The sequence below is a fragment of the Candidatus Krumholzibacteriia bacterium genome, assembly GCA_035649275.1.
Lineage (GTDB): Bacteria > Krumholzibacteriota > Krumholzibacteriia.
This window is the reverse complement of record DASRJW010000122.1, coordinates 22,734-40,912: the sequence shown is the minus strand read 5'-3', so window position 1 is coordinate 40,912 and position 18,179 is coordinate 22,734. Positions and strand designations below refer to the sequence as shown.

General features: G+C 67.3%; 16 protein-coding genes and 1 tRNA gene. 9 read left to right on the top strand and 8 right to left on the bottom strand.

From position 1 onward, the window contains the following. The 4 genes from VFE28_13300 to VFE28_13285 all read right to left on the bottom strand — a co-directional run. On the bottom strand, nucleotides 1–332 hold a 332-nt coding region (locus VFE28_13300; GenBank protein HZM16971.1), incomplete at its 3' end, for a sigma-70 family RNA polymerase sigma factor. Nucleotides 333–642: 310 nt separating this feature from the next. Beyond that, nucleotides 643–1,041: a hypothetical protein gene (locus VFE28_13295; protein HZM16970.1), complete on the bottom strand. Its 399-nt coding sequence runs from the start codon at nucleotides 1,039–1,041 to the stop codon at nucleotides 643–645. Beyond that, nucleotides 1,014–1,397 (bottom strand): phage holin family protein, encoded by a 384-nt coding sequence (locus VFE28_13290; GenBank protein ID HZM16969.1) that lies wholly within the window; start codon nucleotides 1,395–1,397, stop codon nucleotides 1,014–1,016. Before VFE28_13290 ends, VFE28_13295 begins: the two co-directional genes overlap by 28 nt. A 92-nt stretch (nucleotides 1,398–1,489) precedes the next feature. Next, nucleotides 1,490–1,786, bottom strand: a complete 297-nt coding sequence (locus VFE28_13285) for a hypothetical protein (GenBank protein ID HZM16968.1) — start codon at nucleotides 1,784–1,786, stop codon at nucleotides 1,490–1,492. Nucleotides 1,787–2,047: 261 nt separating this feature from the next. Between VFE28_13285 and eno the strand changes: the two genes are divergently transcribed. Together eno and VFE28_13275 are read left to right on the top strand one after the other, a co-directional pair. Then, on the top strand, nucleotides 2,048–3,346 hold the full coding sequence (gene eno / locus VFE28_13280; GenBank protein ID HZM16967.1) for a phosphopyruvate hydratase: 1,299 nt from the start codon (nucleotides 2,048–2,050) through the stop codon (nucleotides 3,344–3,346). Nucleotides 3,347–3,466: 120 nt separating this feature from the next. After that, nucleotides 3,467–3,976 carry a septum formation initiator family protein gene (locus VFE28_13275; protein HZM16966.1) on the top strand — a complete coding sequence of 170 codons (510 nt, stop codon included), beginning with the start codon at nucleotides 3,467–3,469 and terminating at the stop codon, nucleotides 3,974–3,976. A 23-nt stretch (nucleotides 3,977–3,999) separates the two neighbouring features. Here the strand turns inward: VFE28_13275 and VFE28_13270 are convergent, their stop codons facing one another. Continuing rightward, nucleotides 4,000–4,218 carry a hypothetical protein gene (locus VFE28_13270; protein ID HZM16965.1) on the bottom strand — a complete coding sequence of 73 codons (219 nt, stop codon included), beginning with the start codon at nucleotides 4,216–4,218 and terminating at the stop codon, nucleotides 4,000–4,002. 508 nt (nucleotides 4,219–4,726) lie between these two features. Here VFE28_13270 and VFE28_13265 point away from each other — a divergent pair. The 5 genes from VFE28_13265 to VFE28_13245 all read left to right on the top strand — a co-directional run bounded on the left by VFE28_13265 (nucleotide 4,727) and on the right by VFE28_13245 (nucleotide 12,336). Next, a tRNA-Met gene (locus VFE28_13265) sits at nucleotides 4,727–4,802 on the top strand. A 334-nt stretch (nucleotides 4,803–5,136) separates the two neighbouring features. After that, nucleotides 5,137–6,327: an aminomethyltransferase family protein gene (locus VFE28_13260; protein ID HZM16964.1), complete on the top strand. Its 1,191-nt coding sequence runs from the start codon at nucleotides 5,137–5,139 to the stop codon at nucleotides 6,325–6,327. Beyond that, nucleotides 6,324–7,985 (top strand): NAD(P)/FAD-dependent oxidoreductase, encoded by a 1,662-nt coding sequence (locus VFE28_13255; protein ID HZM16963.1) that lies wholly within the window; start codon nucleotides 6,324–6,326, stop codon nucleotides 7,983–7,985. The genes VFE28_13260 and VFE28_13255 overlap by 4 nt, the downstream gene beginning before the upstream one ends. Beyond that, entirely contained in the window at nucleotides 7,982–9,550 is a 1,569-nt protein-coding gene (locus tag VFE28_13250; protein ID HZM16962.1) for an NAD(P)/FAD-dependent oxidoreductase, read from the top strand. The genes VFE28_13255 and VFE28_13250 overlap by 4 nt, the downstream gene beginning before the upstream one ends. An 884-nt stretch (nucleotides 9,551–10,434) precedes the next feature. Then, nucleotides 10,435–12,336, top strand: a complete 1,902-nt coding sequence (locus tag VFE28_13245) for a S9 family peptidase (protein ID HZM16961.1) — start codon at nucleotides 10,435–10,437, stop codon at nucleotides 12,334–12,336. A 4-nt stretch (nucleotides 12,337–12,340) separates the two neighbouring features. On the opposite strand, the gene VFE28_13240 is transcribed toward VFE28_13245, so the two are convergent. The 3 genes from VFE28_13240 to accC form a co-directional block, all read right to left on the bottom strand. Continuing rightward, nucleotides 12,341–12,955: a biotin/lipoyl-containing protein gene (locus VFE28_13240; protein ID HZM16960.1), complete on the bottom strand. Its 615-nt coding sequence runs from the start codon at nucleotides 12,953–12,955 to the stop codon at nucleotides 12,341–12,343. A gap of 71 nt (nucleotides 12,956–13,026) precedes the next feature. After that, nucleotides 13,027–14,757, bottom strand: coding sequence for a carboxyl transferase domain-containing protein (locus tag VFE28_13235; GenBank protein HZM16959.1), 1,731 nt, complete (start codon nucleotides 14,755–14,757; stop codon nucleotides 13,027–13,029). Nucleotides 14,758–14,771: 14 nt separating this feature from the next. Next, nucleotides 14,772–16,130 carry an acetyl-CoA carboxylase biotin carboxylase subunit gene (gene accC, locus VFE28_13230; GenBank protein HZM16958.1) on the bottom strand — a complete coding sequence of 453 codons (1,359 nt, stop codon included), beginning with the start codon at nucleotides 16,128–16,130 and terminating at the stop codon, nucleotides 14,772–14,774. A 189-nt stretch (nucleotides 16,131–16,319) separates the two neighbouring features. On the opposite strand from accC, the gene VFE28_13225 reads away from it, so the two are divergent. Both VFE28_13225 and cmoA read left to right on the top strand, forming a co-directional pair. Next, on the top strand, nucleotides 16,320–17,420 hold the full coding sequence (locus VFE28_13225; protein HZM16957.1) for a bifunctional 3-deoxy-7-phosphoheptulonate synthase/chorismate mutase: 1,101 nt from the start codon (nucleotides 16,320–16,322) through the stop codon (nucleotides 17,418–17,420). Then, nucleotides 17,417–18,154, top strand: a complete 738-nt coding sequence (cmoA, locus tag VFE28_13220) for a carboxy-S-adenosyl-L-methionine synthase CmoA (protein ID HZM16956.1) — start codon at nucleotides 17,417–17,419, stop codon at nucleotides 18,152–18,154. Before VFE28_13225 ends, cmoA begins: the two co-directional genes overlap by 4 nt. The last annotated feature ends 25 nt before the right edge of the window (nucleotides 18,155–18,179 follow it).

Here is an 18,179-nt window from a genome sequence, read left to right as displayed (position 1 = left end):
GCGCCTTCCAGGGGTTCGTCGATGGAGAGCAAGCGCATGCGTTGCTTGCGGATGTGGTCGATGCAGAGGTTCGAGGTGATCTTGAACAACCAGCTCGAGAAGGCGTACACGGGGTTGTAGCGTTCCAAGGCCGCGAACGTCTTGACGAAGGCCTCCTGCGCCAGGTCGCGCGCTTCATCCGGGTTGCGCACCATCTTGCGGCACAGGTTGTACACGGAGTTCTGGTATTTGCGGACGAGTTGTCCGTAGGCGATCTGGTCCCCGCTCTTGCAGCGTTCGACCAGGAGGAGATCTTCCTTCTTCACGGCGAGCAACCCCTTCGTGGTTCGCACCGTGCTCGGCGAGGCTCGCGAACACCGGCACCTGCCGAGCCCTCGGCGGCGGCGTGGTCACGCTACGAGCGCACCACGGCGCCTCGATCACCTGTCACGGAGTCGAAAGAACGAAGGGCGAGCCAAGACTCGCACCTCACGGTCTGGCGCTTCCGGCGTTCCTCCGTGATCGCCGAGCGCCCCGCCGTGATCCCCGGGCGGGGTATGTGAAGCACGCGAGCACCATTCAACCTAGCCCACCGGCGCGGGGAAGGCAAGCCGGAAGTACGTAGATCCCGCCGGTCCGGAGGAGATCGAGGGGGAGAAAGCGTCAGGAGCGTTCCGACCATACCGGCCGCGGGCGGACTCGGAAGCGGCGCGGCGGGACCCCGTACCGGGAGTCGGCTTCCGGCCGCGCCGTGCCCCCATCCATCCGCGCCGCTGCCCGGGGAATCTGGCGGACCGTCGCCAGGAAGAGGGCGACCACGACGTCCTTGAGGCGGGAGCGCACGAACGACCGGGCCAACTGTCCCCGCTTCTGCCACAGCGGTCCGACCAGGAAGCTCGCCGCCAGGGCGCCGGCCAGGAGGCCGCCCGCCAGCCAGGGTCCGGGCTTGTCACGGATCTGCGCCTTCAGCGGTTCCAGGGCCAGGAATTCCTGGACCTCCTGGCGCAGTGCCTGTCGCTCCCGCCGGATCGCCGCTACGAGCTCGTCTTGTCGTCGCGCCACGCGAGCAGTTCACCCACCATTTCCCGAGTGCGGGGCAAGAGCAAGGAGCCGATGCCGCGCACCCACTTCCACCCCTGGAGGAAACCGAGTGCGCTCACCAGCGCCAGCAACACGCCAACGATCGTCGCCGCGAGGATCGGGGACAGGAGGGACCGCAACAAGAGATAGAGGGCGAGGGCGAAAGCGACGATGGCGAGGCTGGCGACGAAGATGCTCGTCGCCAGCGCCACGAGCCCCAAAACGAACCGCGCCGACCCGGCGCGCAATTCGGCGCGCGCCAGGTCGACATGCAGCTTGACGATTTCGCCCACGTGCCGGCCCAGGTCTTGGGCCTGCTCGTCGATCTGCGGGGACATGGGGGCTCCCACGCCAGCGGGTCAGCGCGCGGTTCGCGCCGGCCGTCGCGGACCTTCGGGTCCAGCGGCCGCGCGCACCGTGCCGCTCCTGTTCAGCGCCGCCGCCGGCGTAGCGCCAAACCCAGGATCGTTCCGGCAGCGAGCGCGATCCCCACCGCCTTCAGTGGGTGCGCCTGGATCTGTCGCTCCACGCCTACGCGCGCGTGCTGCGCTTTCACTGCCGTCGCATGCCGGGCCTGCACCAACTTGTTCTTGGCTACATCCCCCGCATGCTGCAGCTTGGTCTTGACCGCCTGGGCAGTCGAGCCAGCCGGGCGCCCATCATCCCACGTCCCGTGCAGCCGCGCCGATGGCGACTGCGCTCCAATCCCTTGCTCTCCGGTTTCCATGGCACGCTCCTCCGCGTCAACAGCGGCGGTCTTTGGAGTCACAACACAGCCACGAATCTCGCGGCAGGTCCGCCTCTGCGGGCTGCCTGCCGTCCGCCGCACCCTAGCATAGGCATTCTAGGCAGTCCTAAAGTTTTCAACACATCGAAGTGCTCCGGTGATCCCGGTGCGCTTGACCCCCCCATCCCCCCTCCATAGACTGAACGACTGCGCCGACCGGTCGGTTCCTCTTCGTCCCGGACTCTCCCGGAGGAGGGCGGCTTGAGCACCATCGAGTTCGTGCATGCCCGCGAGATCCTGGATTCGCGCGGCTTTCCCACCCTGGAGGTGGAGGTCCACACCACCGAGGGGGCGCATGGCCGGGCATCGGTGCCCTCCGGCGCCTCCACCGGGGAGCACGAGGCGGTGGAGCTGCGCGACGGCGACTCCAGCCGCTACCTGGGCAAGGGCGTCCTGAAAGCGGTCGGCCACGTCAACGACGAGCTCGCCCCGGAGATCCTGGACATGGACGTCACCGATCAGGTGGCCATCGACCTGCGCCTGAGCGAGCTGGACGGCACCACCAACAAGGGCCGGCTGGGTGCCAATGCCATTCTGGGCGTGTCCCTCGCCGTCGCTCGGGCCGCCGCCGCCGAGTCCTCCCTCTCCCTCTACAGCTACATCGGCGGCACCAACGCCCGCACTCTTCCGGTGCCTCTCATGAACGTGTTGAACGGCGGCCGGCACGCGGACAACAACCTCGACATCCAGGAGTTCATGCTCGTCCCTGTCGGGGCCGGCGACTTCGCCCAGGCGCTGCGCTGGGGGGCCGAAACCTTCCACCATCTGAGAAAGGTGCTGCAGGAGAAAGGACTGGCGACCGCGGTCGGAGACGAAGGCGGTTTCGCCCCGAACCTGCGCAGCAACACCGAAGCCCTGGAGATCATGCTCGTGGCCATCGAGCGCGCCGGCTATCGGGCCGGTGAGGACATCGCCCTGGCGCTGGACGCCGCGGCCAGCGAGTTCTTCGCCAAGGGCGTCTACACCTTGAAGGCGGAGGCGAAGAAGGAGCTCGACGCCAGCGCCATGGTCGCCTTCTGGACCGATCTCTGCGGACGCTTCCCCATCGTCTCTCTCGAGGACGGCCTGGCCGAGGACGACTGGGACGGTTGGCGCGAGTTGACGGTGGCGCTCGGGGATCGCCTGCAGCTGGTGGGGGACGATCTCTTCGTCACCAACATCGAGCGGCTGCAGCGCGGCATCGACGCCGGCATCGCCAACTCGCTCCTCGTCAAGCTGAACCAGATCGGGACGCTGTCGGAAACCCTCGACGCCATCGAAATGGCCCGCAGCGCCGGCTACACCAACGTCGTTTCCCACCGCTCCGGCGAAACCGAAGACACCACCATCGCGCACCTCGCGGTGGCCACCAACGCCGGGCAGATCAAGACCGGATCCCTGTCGCGCACCGACCGCACTGCCAAGTACAACGAACTGCTCCGCATCGAAGAGGAGCTGGGCGAGTCGGCGCGCTATCCGGGCCTCGCCGCCCTGGCGCGGGGTCGGCGGCGCTCGTCCTAGGGCGCGGTCCACCATGGCGCCCGTCTTGGCGCGCCAGGCGCAATCCCCTCGCATTGACAGCACCTGGAGTCGAAGCTAGGTTCGGCGCCCGGGTGGATGGGTTGTGGTGAGGTGACGCGGATGTCCGAACCGATGGATCTGGACGCGATCGAGCGCGAACCCGTCGATCCGCTGGCCTGGACGCCGCCGCGCTTCCTGCGCCGGCACGCGGCGCGCACCGCCCATCGCCGCCGGCGCCGGCGCTGGGTCACCGGCGCCATCGTCGCCCTCCTCGGCTTCGGTTTCCTCTTCGCCGATGGCGGCCTGGCTTCCATCCTCTGGCGCCGCTTCCGTATCCACCGTCTGGAGAGGCAAGTGACCGCGCTCGCGGCGCGGCAGAAGTGGCTGCAAGAAGAGGCGGGGCGCCGCAAGAAAGACCGCGCCACCATCGAGCGGATCGCACGCGAGGAATACGGGATGATCTATCCCGGCGAGAAGCTCGTCCGCATCGTCGCGGTCAGCGAGAAGGAAGCGCAGCGGGTGGAGAAAGCCCAGGCGGCCCTGCAAGCGGAGGTCGAGAAGGCACCGCCGCGTCCAGCGAGGCAAGGCGCCGGGGGGAGCAAGGTCGTGCAGCGCGGCACTCGGCGCTGACGACGTCTCGCCGAATCTGCCGCTCAGTCCGGCAGGTTGAACCACCAATCCCAGATCAGCTTGCGGAGCGTGGGCAGGTCCCGGGCCTCGAGCTCGGGAGCATGCGCACCTGCCCAGCCTTGTGGGATGGCGATGAAACGATCTTCGCGGTCGCGGACGATTTCGAAACCGAGGTAGATGTCCAGCGGACGCGGACGTGTGGTGGAGTTGCCCGCGGGTGAGTTGTTCGAATCGAAGCGCACCGTTGACTCCCCCCGATGAGGCGAGTGGCTGGCTCACCTCGCCATTCTGAATCTCCCCCAAGGCGCCCGATTCCGCCACCCTCCGTGGAGCAGAATCTCGCACCTCGTGGGCCTGGTCGCGGCCGGCGCTCGGGTCGCCGCGAGCTTCGGGCAATCTACGGCTGCGGCGCGATCGGATCAAGCCAGGAATTGACCCGAGGAACAGGCAACATACGTATGCAGCCGTTTCCACTGCGCAAACCGTGCAGCGACAACTGCTCGCCGCTCCTGACACGGTTGCATGGAACGTAGCGGCTGCTGCTCATCTCCGTGTCCTCGCCACGTACCTTCCTTGCGTCGCCAGGCAGCGGGAAAAGCCCGCATGGCGAGCCGGCAAGACCTCGAGGAAGTCCCCTGACCTCGCGCCTCGGATCCTGCCCGTCAGGCCAAGCACTTTTTCTTTCAAGGGGTTCACCTGCCATGGCCTTGACACCCATCGGCACGGCCTTTATGGTGAGCGCGATCTTGATGCGGGGTGGAGCAGCTGGTAGCTCGTTGGGCTCATAACCCAAAGGTCGCAGGTTCGAATCCTGCCCCCGCTACCAACAGGGCCCCGGCAGGCAGAGGTGCATCGCGCCCCGCCTGACCGGGGCCTCGACATGTTTCGCTCGCTCGACCCTTTTACCTATCGGCGATGCATTCCACCCCAGCGCCGACTCGATAGGCCCGATGGGCTTACTGCGCCCTACTCCGATCGCAACATCAGACAAGGAATGAACTCCGTCACGCACCAGCCACGGGGCGATCCGACCCAGGCCCTCCTTCTGCTGGTGCAGTGATTGTGCTAGAAGAGCGCGGGGCCCGCACCGCGGCCGCTCTGGGTCGTGGGCGCGGCGCCATCTCGGGCCGCGCACGCACACCCTCTGGGCGGAGCACTCCATGCCCATCCCGAGCCCGTTCCACCCGCGGACCTCGGCGCAGTGCACGAGCCTTCTCTGGAAGGAGTGGGCCGGCTACTACGCCGTGCGCTCCTATGACACCGTGCTCGACCCGGAGTATCAGGCGATCCGTCACGGCGCCGGCTTGCTGGACGTGACGCCTCTCTACAAGTACGAGGTGCAGGGCCGTGACGCGGCGGCGTTCCTCTCCTGGGTCACCGTGCGCGACATCAGCAAGCTCGCCGTCGGGCGCATGACCTACCTCTGTTGGTGCGACGACGGCGGCAAGGTAGTGGACGATGGCACCGTGGCGCGTCTCGACGAGGATCGCTTCCGCGTCACCGCGGCGGAACCCGCCCTCGCCTGGTTGCTCCGCCACGCGCGAGGCTTCGAGGTGGCGATCGAAGACAGCTCGCGCCAGCTCGGCACGCTGGCGCTGCAGGGCCCCCTCGCCCGCGACATTCTCTCGCAGATGAGCGACGTCGATCTCGCCAAGATGCGCTACTTCGGCATCGCCCCCGCGCGCCTCGGCAACGTCCAGGGCTGGATCTCGCGCACCGGCTACACCGGCGACCTGGGCTACGAGCTCTGGGTGCCTGCCGAGCACGCACTTCCGGTGTGGGATGCCGTCTTGGCGGCTGGCCGGGATCTCCACCTGCTCCCGGTCGGTCTCGATGCGCTCGACGTTTGCCGCATCGAAGCGGGCTTCGTCATGAACGGCGTCGACTACTTCAGCGCCCACATGTGTCTCCTCGAAGCACGCAAGTCGACGCCGCAAGAGATCGGCCTCGGCTGGACGGTGAAGCTGGAACGCGAGCCCTTCGTCGGCCAGGCAGCGCTGCGAGCCGAAGTGGTCGCGGGAGCGACCTGGGCCTTCGTCGGCCTCGTCTACGACTGGGAGGAATACGAGGCGCTGCACGCCGAGTACGGCCTGCCGCCGCGACTTCCCGCCGGCGCTTGGCGCACGCCGGTGCCGGTCTACGAGGGGCGCGGCCGACAGGTGGGTTACGCGACGAGCGGCGCCTGGTCGCCGCTCCTGAAGAAGAACCTGGCGCTCGCCACGGTGCGGCGCGCCGCCAGTGCTCCCGGCACCCGTCTCGACATCGAGGTCACCGTCGAGTTCCAGAGGCGCAAGGTGGGCGCCACGGTGACGGCTCTCCCCTTCTTCGATCCGGAGAGGAAGAAGGCGTGAGCGCGAAGACCCGATCGACAGACCTCGCCCAAGCCGAGCGCAGCGCCGGGTCCGCGCCCGCCAAGCCGGCGCGCTCCTCCTACGACGCCATCGTCGTCGGCGGCGGCCACAACGGTCTCGCCTGCGCTGCGTACCTGGCCAAGGCGGGAAAGAGCGTTCTCGTCCTCGAGCGGCGCCACCTGGTGGGTGGCGCCTGTGTCAGCGAACAGATCGTTCCGGGCTTCACCTTTTCGGCCTGCTCGTACATCGTGAGCTTGCTGCGGCCGCAAGTGGTGCGCGAGCTCGACCTGCCGCGCTTTGGACTGGAGATCCTGCCGCTCGAATCCACCTTCACGCCCTTCCCGGATGGGCGCTCGCTCGCGCGCTGGAGCGACCCGCAGCGCACCCGGCTCGAAATCGCCGCTTTCAGTGCCCGCGACGCCGATGTCTATCCTGAGTTCGGTCTCGCCATGAGCCGGTTGGCGCACTTCATCAAGCCCACCATCGACAACCCCGCGCCGGACCCGACCTCGCTGTCGCCGCGGGAGCTCGGCGCCATGCGGCGTCTCGGCCTGTCGGTCCGCAATCTCGATCGCGACCTGCGCGAGCTCGCCATCCGTCTCACCACCATGAGCGCGGTGGACTTCCTCGATCTCTTCTTCGAGAGCGAGCACCTCAAGACGCCCATGTCGGCGAGCGGCATCATCGGCACCTTCCTCGGCGTGCGCTCCCCGGGGACGGCCTACGTGCTCCTGCATCATTATATGGGGGAGATCGACGGCTCCTACCGCGCCTGGGGGTTCGTGAAGGGCGGCATGGGGCGGATCAGCCTGGCGCTCGCCGGAGCGGCCCAGGCCCACGGCGCCGAGATCCTCACCCACTCTCCGGTGGCGCGCTTCCGCGTGCGCGACGGGCGGGCCAGCGGCGTCGTCCTGGAGAATGGCGACGAGATCGCGGCGCGCGCCGTGATCAGCGCCCTGGATCCGCGTCGCACCTTCCTCAAGCTGGTGGGCGCCGAGCATCTCGAGCCGGACTTCCTCGCCGGGATCCGACGCTACAAGCTGCGCGGCAGCTCGGGGAAGGTGAACTTGGCGCTCGACCGCTTCCCCGATTTCACCTGCCGGCCGGGCGCCGGTGCGCATCTGATGGGCGACGTCTCCATCGCCCCCAACATCGCTTATCTCGAACGGGCCTACGACGACGCCAAGTACGGTGCCTTCTCGCGCCGGCCGTTCCTCAACATCGTCTTCCCTTCACTCGCCGACCCCACGGTGGCGCCGCCGGGCAAGCACGTCATGTCCATCTTCGTGCAGTACGCGCCGTATTGGTTGGCGGAAGGGCCGGAGAGTTGGCCCGCCCAGCGCGAGGCCTTCGCCGACACCGTGATCCAAACCCTGGCCGAGTACTGCCCCTCGCTCCCTGACGCCATTTTGCACCGCCACGTGCTCACGCCCTGGGATCTCGAGCAGGAGTACGGACTCACGGAAGGCAACATCTTCCACGGTGAGCTCGGGCTGGAGCAGATGCTTTTCCTCCGCCCCGTGCCGGGCTGGTCGCGCTACCGCACACCGCTCCGGCAGCTCTGGATGTGCGCCGCCGGCACCCACCCCGGTGGCGGCGTCATGGGTGCGTCCGGCGAGCTAGCGGCGAAGACATTGCTGCGATCGGGGGGTGTGTGAGCGGTCGGTACGATGCCATCGTCATCGGTGCAGGCCACAACGGCCTCACCACGGCCGCGCTGCTCGCGCGCCAGGGGCGGCGCGTCCTCGTTCTCGAGCAGAAGGAGCACATCGGCGGTCTCGCCGCGGCCGAGGAGTTCCATCCTGGTTTCTGGAGCTGCGGCGTCTTCCAGGACACGACACTCGTTTCGCGCCGCGTGGCCGACGAACTCGAGCTCGCCCGGCACGGCCTGCGCTGGCGCACCGCCCCGCCCGATGTGCTCGCCCTCGGCGCGCCCGGCGACAGCTTGCTCCTCGCCGGCGAGGTGGCGCGCGCCACGGCCGCGATCCGCCAGCGTCAGCCGCAGGACGGCGAGAGGTATCCGCGCTACATCGCGGCGCTCGAGGGCCTGCGTGAAGTGCTGCGCAGCTTCCTCGACGCAGCACCCCTCGACCCCACCTCGAACGAGGCCCTCGACCCTCGGGTGCTTTGGCGCCCGGGGCTGCGCTTGCGCCGCTTGGGACGGCGCGGGTTGCTCGAGTTCTTGCGCCTACCACCCCTTTGCACCGCCGACTGGCTCGACGAATGGTTCGCCGATGATTTGTTGAAGGCGGCGCTGTCCCTTCCCCCCCTGGCTTCCACCTTCATGGGGCCGCGCTCACCCGGCGGTACGGCGTTGCTCTTGCGCCAGGCCGGCCTCGCAGGTCCGGGCGTGGAGGGCGGCGGGCCGGCACTCGTGGCCGCGATCGCAGGCGCTGCACGGACTCACGGCGCCGAGATCCGCAACGGAGCTCCAGTCGCCGAGGTGCGCATGGCGGGCAAGGTCCAAGGCGTGAAGCTCGCCAGCGGTGAGACGTTCGACGCCCCGGTGGTTGCAGCTTCTTGCCATCCGCAGCAGCTCTTGGCGCTTCTAACGCTCCGTTCGTTGCCGGGGCGCCTCACCGAACGCCTCCAGCACTATCGTTCCCGCGGCACGACGGCGCAGGTGCTGTTCGCGCTGCGCGCCCCCCTCCGCTTCAAGGGCTACGAGAATCTCCCCGTCGAGTTCGCGCGCACTGGCGCCTCGATGCTCGACATCGAACGCGCTTTCGATGCCGTGAAGTACGGGCGGATCGCCGAGCGGCCAGTCCTCGAGATCCATGCTCCGTCGTCGAATGGGGAAGCCCGGCCACCTGGCGACCGTGCGGTGGCACCTGCAGGCGCCGTCGCACCCGCAGGGGCCGTCGCTTCGGTCTTGGTGCATTACGCCCCCTGGAACCTGGAGCCCGGATGGGACGCGAAGCAGCGCGACCGTCTCGGTGAGCGGGTGCAGGAGATGGTCAGGGAACGCGCCTCCGGTCTCGAAGTCGTGGCGCGCCGCGTTTTCGCACCACCCGATTTCGAAGCGCTGTACGCGCTCCCAGGCGGCAACCTACACCACGGCGACCACGCCCTGGACCAGCTGCTGCTTCGGCCCGCTGCTGGTTGCGTCGGCTATCGCACGCCCATCCCCGGTCTCTACCTCTGCGGCAGCGGCAGTCATCCCGGTGGCGGGCTCACCTGCCTGCCAGGTGCCCTCGCAGCGCGTTCCATCCTCGCCGACTGATGCAACCGGTCGCTCCGGGTCTCCCTGCTTGCCGGTCAGCTGCGGCGACATCGAATGAGTGCGCCCCTTCGGAAGGAAGCGACGACATCGCGCAACACCACAACGCACTCGACCGATAAGCTCGTGAACGTTTTCACAATCTGTTTCGATCTGAAACGCTGGCTGACGACCCCACGAGTTTTCCACAGAGCTGGCACGCCGACTTGCATCTCTGTGGATAGCATTCGATGAAAACCGTCAAAGATTCTTACGCTGTCAACGTCGTGTACAGCTGTAGAGCGTCTCTGCGAGCAATTGTGCGATGTTTGCCGCGAAGCACGATGTTTTCTGTGAAAAGACCTGTTGACAAGCTTCGGCCATTTTTCTATATTCCCTGTATTCCCATTTACCCCGTTTCTCCCAGGGTGTAGGTACCGTGGGAACTGAAAGAGCGCTGCGTGGTCCGGCAGCTGCCGGACCGGTCGGAGCTTGCCCGCTCGGCTCGCGCCGCTCGTCGGCGCCTCTCATCGTTCTCCATCGGCGGGAACGGTGGTAGAACATGCCAGAGCTCTCGGCGTTTTCCGCTCGACCGGTCGAGCTCCACCTGGCACACCTCTCATCGTTCTCCAGCGGCGGGACCGACGGTAGAACGTGCCAGAGCTCTCGGCGTTTTCCGCTCCCGCGAAGCCGGTGAGTCGGCTTCGAGGCCTGTCTCGGACGATACGAGGAACGACCCCAAGCGAGCAGGAATTGGAGACTCCGATCTCGTCACCTGCCGGACAAGGTGCCGCGGGCTTATACTGGACGGTTGTGGCGACACGTCCTGGGGTGCAGTTCGCGTCCGCGTGGGCGCGGCACTCGTCACGGCCTTCGACATCTTCGCCTTGGGAAAACAGGAGTGTGAGATGAAGACGCCTGCCGGATTCTTCGCCTGCTCCGCCTGGCTGTTGCTCCAGGCCGCTCCCACTCTCGCCACGGAGCCCGCCTCCGACCTCGAGCGCTCGGTGACGCTCATGGCCCGTATCGGCTTCTGCAACCAGCCGGCGTTCTCCCCCGACGGCCAAACCATCGCCTTCGCCTCGAACATGAGCGGCCAGCCGCAGATCTGGAAGGTGGCGGCCGCCGGCGGCTGGCCCGAGGCGGTGACGGCTTTCGACGACCCGGTGAGCGGCTTCACTTGGTCCCCCGACGGCGCCTGGATCGCCTTCTCCCTGGCGCCGGGAGGCGGCTTGAACGAACAGGTCTATCTCATGCGTCCCGATGGTACCGAGGTGCGCATGATCACGGGCGGCGGCAAGGAGAACAACCGCCTCGGCCCGTGGTCCCGTGACGGCAAGCTCCTCACCCTGGGGTCGAACCGACGCACTCCCGCCGCCATCGATGCCTACGTCTACGACCTCGCGGGCGGCAAGCTACGCATGGTGTGCGAGAACCGCGGCATCGGCGGCTTCGTCGACGTCTCCCACGATGGCCGCTATGCGCTGCTCCAACGCGTGGTGAGCCGGGGCGACAACAACCTCTACCGCGTCGAGCTCAGCACCGGCCGTGAAGTGTTGGTGACGCCCCACGAGCCGCCCGGGAGCTTCTCGGGCGTCCTCGCCCCGGATGGCAACAGCGTGTATCTGGTGTCGAACAAGGACCGCGATCTGCGAGCCCTGGCGCGTGTGCGTCTCTCCGCTGCGGGGGAAGCCGGACCGTTCGAGACGCTGCTCGCGCGCGACGACGCCGAGCTCGACGGCCTCACCCTCGACGACGCGGGCAAAGCGTTGGCGCTGGTGTGGAATGTCGCCGGGAAGAGCGAGATCGCTTTCTACGACCTCGGGAAGCAACGCCAAACGCCCGGCCCCCAGCTCCCCGCGGAACTGGCCGGTGGCGTCGAGTTTTCCAAGGACGGCCGGCTCCTGGCGCTCACTCTCTCCGGTTCGACCCATCCCGCCGACATCTGGGTCTACGATCTGAAGAAGCAAACCCTGCGACAGCTCACGCAGAGCCCCCATGCCGGCGTCGACATGACGCAACTCGTCGTGCCCGAGCTGGTGCGGTATCGCGCCCACGATGGCCTCGAGCTCTCGGGTTGGGTCTACCGGCCGCGGCAGGGCAAGCCGCCTTATCCCATGGTGCTCAGCTTCCACGGCGGACCGGAGGGACAGGAGCGACCGGGCTTCAGCTCCAACTATCAAGCGCTGCTCGGCCAAGGCATCGCCGTCTTCGCCCCCAACGTGCGTGGGTCGTCCGGCTTCGGCAAGAAGTTCGTGAACCTCGACAACGGCGCACTCCGCTTCGACGGCATCAAGGACATCAAGGCGAGCGTGGACTACATCGTCGGCGCCGGCGTCGCCGACCCGCGGCGACTCGGCATCATGGGTGGCTCGTACGGCGGCTACATGGTCATGGCGGGCCTCACGGAGTACCCGGATCTCTTCGCCGCCGGGGCCAACCTCTTCGGCGTCGTGAACTTCGCGACCTTCTTCGCGCACACCGAACCCTGGATGGCCGCCATCTCCACCATCGAGTACGGCGATCCGGCGACACAGGCCGACCTCCTGCGGCAGCTCTCGCCGATCCACAAAGTGGACCGCGTGGTGGCTCCCACCATCGTCCTGCATGGTGCCAACGACACCAACGTTCCGGTCGTCGAGGCCGAGCAGGTGGTGGAGAACCTGAAACGCCGCGGCGTACCGGTGGACTACGTCCTCTTCCCGGACGAAGGCCACGGCTGGCGCAAGACGCCGAACCGGATCCGCTCCACCGTCGCCATCACCCAATGGTTCGACCGCTATCTGGTGCGGGAGCAGGCGCAGCGCTGAAGAATCATCTCGACGGCCGGACCCAGAAGAGCGGCTGACCAAATTGCACCTCGGCGGCATCGTGCACCAGGATCTTGGTGATCTCGACCCGCTCGGGATACCCCGGGCCGCCGTAGGTGATCTGGTTGAAGCATTTCATCACTTCGACCAGTCCCAGGACACCGCCGTTCGCGATCTGGGTGCCCTCGCTGACGAAGGGGGGCGCGTCGGGCGAGGCCCCGCGATAGAAGATGCCTTCGGAAGGCGAGGTCACCACGATCGTTCCGGCGGCGGCAGCATCCTCTTGCGGCGCACTCGTGCCGCGTGCGCGCCGCGAAGACCCGCCGGAACCCGTGCTCGGGAGTCGCGGGTCCAGGCGGAAGAGGGGTTCGTTGTAGGCCACCGGCGTCAGCGCCTGGGGCAGGAAGATCTCCGCCACCGTCCCCTGCACTTCCCGCGGCAGTCGGAGCGTGTGGCTCTCGTGCAGGATCTCCATCCTGGAGATGGGAGCGAAGGCGTTCAGGAACACCCCGACTTCGGGAACGCCATGGGCGCGGCCCACAACCGGTGAGGCGACGATCAAGGTCCCGGTGTCGCCGTCGGCGGGGCGCACGTTCGCGATCAACGTCTTCTCCGACATGCCGCCTCACCGCCTGCGGTTCCGGCTCCAGGGGACAGGCCGGGATCTTCCCGGCGCTCGGACCAGCGCCTTCACACCTTCTCGGTCAGCACGTGCAGGTCGTGCATGGACCAGATGCGCGGGTTCTTGATCCGCCGGTAGCCGATGCTCTGATAGCACATCTCGACCAGCGTCGTCAGGTAATCGCGCAGCTCGTGCACAGCCACGATCTCGTCGGTGTCCATCTGCCGCGCCGACTTGTAGGGGTCCATGTCCGCATCGATGCGCGCCTCGACTTCCTTCATGCCGGCTTCGATCTCGGCGCGCTCCTTCGGGTCCGTGGCGAGGATCTGGAAGTTGTCGTCCAGCTTGCTGTGGAAGGTGCCGATGGCGAGCGTCCGTCCCTCCATGACCGCCAGACGCGTGACCGGCGTCGACAGCTGCACGATCGGCTCGTAGGGCCGCCCGGTCATGGCGTAGTAGCCGGCGCCGGAAGCCTTGCGCAGCAGCACCGTCAGCATCGGCACGGTGTTGGTCGAATTGGTGTAGAGCAGGTTCGACCCGTAGCCGAGCAAACCGTGCTTTTCCGCTTCCAGGCCGATGTCGAAACCCGAGATGTCCTGCAGCCAGAGGATGGGGATGCCGTCGGCGTCGCAGGTCCGGGAGAACTGGGACATCTTGGCGATCCCTTCCCGGTAGAGGATGCCGCCGGGACGGGTGCGGTCGCGCCGCTCCGGATGCTGGGTGAGGCGCTGGTTGTTGGCGATGATGCCGACAGGCAGCCCGTGGAGGCGGGCGATGCCGGTGAGCATCTCCTCGCCGGTGTGCGGCAGGATCTCCCAGAAGAGCGAGCTGTCCACCAGGCGCGCGATGATCTCCCGCACGTCGTAGACCACCCGGTGATCCACCGGGAGGAGACCGTTGATCTCCTGCGGCGCGAAGCGTGGCGGCGCCGGGGCGAAGGCGTGACGGTAGTAATCCGCCGCGCTCGCTGGCAACTTGGCAACCTCCTGGCGGATGCGTGCGATCATCGCCCGGTCGTCGGGCACGCGTTCGTCGGCGCAGTTCGACAGGTGGACGTGGATGTCGGCGCCGCCGATGTCGAGCGAGGTGATGTGCTGGGACTTGGCCCCCTTCACCAGCGCCGCCCCGGCGATCACCATGTAGGCCACCTCGGTCATGAACAGCTTGTCCGAGATGATGGGCATGTAACCGCCGCCAGCGATGCAGTCTCCCAACACCCCGGCGATCTGGGGGACGCCGCTCGCCGAGAGCAGCGAGTTCATCTTGAAGATGTAGCCGGCCCCCAGCTTGCCCGGAAAAGTCTTCGCCTGCTCGGGGAGAAAGAGGCCCGAGCAGTCCACCAGATACAGCACTGGCAGCTTGAGCCGCAGCGCCACTTCCTGGGCCCGCTCGATTTTCTCCGGCGTCATGGGCCACCAAGAGCCGGAGGCCACCGTATTGTCGTTGGCGATGACCACGGTGAGCCGCCCGTGCACGCGCACGAAGGCGGTGATCACCCCGGCGGCAGGAGAGGTGCGCGGGGGTTGCCCGAAAGTGATCCCGTAGTTGACGAAGGTGTTGATGGGGAACAGCGCAGACCCGGGGTCTTTGAGGAGCTCGATACGTTCCCACGTGGTCAGCTTGCCCTTGGCATGCACGCGCTCGACGTACTCTTCGCCCCAGCCGCGACGCACTTCCTCCCGGCGCGCCGCGAGGAGCTGGTTGAGCGCCTCCATCTGCTCCAGGTTGGAGCGGTAGGTCTTTTCCTCCACGACCTCGGCGATCGGCCGCCCCAGGGGATGCAAGAGGACCTTGGCCAAGGGGTTCCCTTCGACTAGTGCAGCAGCCGGCCGATGAAGCCGGTGTCGTAGTCGCCGGCAGCGAAGCGCGGATCTTGCATGATCTGCAGGTGCACGGGAATCGTGGTCTTCACGCCGGTGACGGTGAAGGACCCGAGGGCGCGGAGCATGCCCTCCCGCGCCGCCTCTCGCGTCTTCCCCCAGACCACGAGCTTGGCGAGCATCGAGTCGTAATAGGGTGGGATCCGGTAGCCCGGCTGCACGTGCGTGTCGACGCGCACCCGTGCCCCATCGCCTCCGTTCCCGCTTTCCGGCGGCACGAACTTCGCGACCAAGCCGGGATGGGGACGGAAGTCTTGCGCCGGGTCCTCGGCATTGATCCGGCATTCGATCGCATGCCCTTGCAAGGCCACGTCTGCCTGGGTGAAGCCCAGCGGCTCGTTCGCCGCGATCCGGATCTGCTCGACCACCAGGTCCCGGCCCGTGACCATCTCGGTCACCGGGTGCTCCACCTGCAGCCGCGTGTTCATCTCCATGAAGTAGAGCTGTCCGCCGGCGTCGCGGAAGAACTCCACCGTGCCGGCGTTGCGGTAGCCGACCTGTGCCAGAGCGCTGCAGATCTTGGCGCCGAGCTCGTTCCGCATTCGGGCGTCCACCACGGGCGACGGCGATTCCTCCACCAGCTTCTGATGCCGGCGCTGCGCCGAGCACTCGCGCTCCCCCAGGTGGACGACGTTGCCGTAGGCGTCGGCGAGCACCTGGAACTCGATGTGACGTCCGTCGACGATGTACTTCTCCAGATAGAGGGCACCGTTGCCGAATGCCTTCTCGGCTTCGAGGGCGGCCTCACGGTACTTGGCCTCGATGTCCTCGGCGGCGTCGACGCGGCGCATCCCCTTGCCGCCGCCGCCGGCGGTGGCCTTGAGCAGCACGGGGAAACCGATCGCCTCCGCCAGCGCCCGCGCTTCCTCCCAGCCGGACAGCGTCCCCGCCGATCCGGGGATGATCGGCAGACCCGCCTGTCGCATGGTCTGCCGCGCCGTGGCCTTGTCCCCCAAGCGGCGCATGGCGCCGGCGGGTGGACCGATGAAGGTCATCTTCGCCTGCGTGCACAGCTCGGCGAAGAGGGCGTTCTCGGCGAGGAAGCCGTAGCCCGGATGGATGGCGCTGCAATCCGTCTGCTCCGCCGCCTGGAGGATGGCGGCCATGTTGAGGTAGCTGTCGGCGCTCTTCGCCGGGCCGATGCAGACTCGACGATCGGCCTGTTCGAGGTGGGAGGAATCGGCGTCCGCTTCGGAGTACGCCGCCACCGTCTGGATCTTCAGACGCTGGCACGCTCTGATGATACGCAGCGCGATCTCGCCGCGGTTCGCGATGAGTACGCGTTGGAACATGGAACTCCCTGCTGCAAGCCATCAGACGCGCCGGGCGAGTTTAATGCATCCTCCGGTGCGACGCCCAGCGCCGCGTCGCTTCCGGCGCTCCCTCTAGCATGTGCCGCCTCGACGCACCGCCCGGACAGTGCTACGCTCCCTCGTTCGCGTCCCCGTGACGCCCGGGGATGCAGTGAAGGAGACCCCACCGTGACGCAGCGGAGCCTGAGCGAGCTACGGCGGCAGATCGACGGGCTCAATCGCGATCTCCTGCAGCTGCTACAGCGGCGCGCCGAGATCGTGCTGGAGATCGCCGCGGTCAAGAGAAGCGAAAACCTCGACAGCTACGAACCGAGCCGCGAAGAGGAAATGCTCGAGGCCTTGCTCGCCGCGCCGCCCGGCCCCTTCGGTCCCGAGGCGATCAAAGAGATCTTCCGGGCCATCTTTCGCAGTTCCCTGGACCTGCAGAACCGCGAGCGGGACCGCACCATGCTCGCTCGGCGTCGGGATCTGCTGCCGGCCGGTGGCATTCGGGTACGCCAGGTGGCGATCGGCGCCGGGCGGCCGGTGCTCTTCGCCGGACCTTGCTCGGTGGAAACGCCGGAGCAGATGGACACCATCGCAGCGGCCCTGGCGGAATTGCCTGGGCCGACGATCTTCCGCGCCGGTGCCTACAAGCCCCGCACCAACCCCTACTCGTTCCAGGGGCTGCGCGAAGACGGTCTGCGCTTGTTGCAGTCCACGGCCCGGCGCCATGGCCTGCCCACGGTGACCGAAGTGCTCGACACCGCGACGCTGGACGTCGTCGCCGAGCACGCCGACATGCTGCAGGTCGGCGCTCGCAACATGTACAACACCGAGCTCCTCAAGGCGCTGGGAAAGGTCGCCAAGCCCGTGCTCCTCAAACGCGGTTTCATGGCGACCCTCGACGAATTCTTGCTCTCCGCCGAGTACATCCTCTCCCACGGCAACGAGGCCGTCGTGCTTTGCGAGCGCGGCATCCGCACCTTCGAACCCTGGACGCGCAACACCCTGGACCTGGCGGCGGTGGCGCTCCTCAAGAAGGAGACCGCGCTGCCGGTCATCGTCGACCTGAGCCACGCGCTCGGCCGCCGGGACATCATGCTCCCGTGCGCCCGTGCTGCCCTCGCCGTTGGGGCCGACGGTCTGATGTTGGAGGTCCACCACCGCCCGGAGCAGGCGCTCTCCGATGGGTTCCAGCAGCTGAATCTGAACGAGTTCGCGGCGCTAGTCACGGCGCTGGGATGGGCCGGCACCGCCGCACCGCAGCAACCCCGAGGCAAGCCATGACGGAGAGTTCGCGGGACGGGATCTTCGCGGTGCAACGCCGGGCGCAGGACTTCGACTTCGGCCGGGAGACCGCCGCGGTCTTCGACGACATGCTGGACCGATCGGTGCCGTTCTACCAGGAGATCCAACGCATGGTGGCGGAGCTGGCCGCCGACTTCGCCGCCCCGGGCACCAACGTCTACGATCTCGGCTGCTCCACCTGCACGAGCTTCTTGCACCTGGACCGCATCCTGCCGCCGGAGGTGGAGGTCCGCTTCGTGGGCGTCGATTCCTCCTCGGACATGCTCGAGCAGGCGCAGACCAAGCTGCGGCGGCACGGCTTCCGCCATCCCTTCGAGCTGCAGTGCCGAGACCTCGGGCTCGGCGTGCCGATCGAGAATGCCTCCGTGGTGCTCCTCGTGCTCACCCTGCAGTTCGTCCGCCCTTTGTACCGCGAACGCCTGATCCGCTCGATCCGCGAGGGCCTGGCTCCGAACGGCTGCCTGATCCTGGTCGAGAAGGTCCTCGGCGAGAGCTCCACCTTCAACCGGCTGTTCATCGATCACTACTACGAGCTGAAGAAACGGAACGGTTACACCGACCTCGAGATCGCCCAGAAGCGCGAAGCCTTGGAGAACGTGCTCGTTCCCTACCGCTTGGAGGAGAACAAGGAGCTCTTGCGCAAGTCCGGTTTCAGCCAGGTGGACATTTTCTTCAAGTGGTACAACTTTTGCGCGATCCTGGCGATGCAATGAACCTCGTCGCTCCGGCGGAGGCTCC

Bases quoted from the DNA above. Each gene is read 5' to 3' on its own strand.
- cmoA (HZM16956.1), top strand. From the start codon at position 17,417: ATGACGGAGAGTTCGCGGGACGGGATCTTCGCGGTGCAACGCCGGGCG.
- VFE28_13245 (HZM16961.1), top strand. From the start codon at position 10,435: ATGAAGACGCCTGCCGGATTCTTCGCCTGCTCCGCCTGGCTGTTGCTC.
- VFE28_13240 (HZM16960.1), bottom strand. From the start codon at position 12,955: ATGTCGGAGAAGACGTTGATCGCGAACGTGCGCCCCGCCGACGGCGAC.
- accC (HZM16958.1), bottom strand. From the start codon at position 16,130: ATGTTCCAACGCGTACTCATCGCGAACCGCGGCGAGATCGCGCTGCGT.
- VFE28_13260 (HZM16964.1), top strand. From the start codon at position 5,137: ATGCCCATCCCGAGCCCGTTCCACCCGCGGACCTCGGCGCAGTGCACG.
- VFE28_13290 (HZM16969.1), bottom strand. From the start codon at position 1,397: ATGTCCCCGCAGATCGACGAGCAGGCCCAAGACCTGGGCCGGCACGTG.
- VFE28_13275 (HZM16966.1), top strand. From the start codon at position 3,467: ATGTCCGAACCGATGGATCTGGACGCGATCGAGCGCGAACCCGTCGAT.
- VFE28_13285 (HZM16968.1), bottom strand. From the start codon at position 1,786: ATGGAAACCGGAGAGCAAGGGATTGGAGCGCAGTCGCCATCGGCGCGG.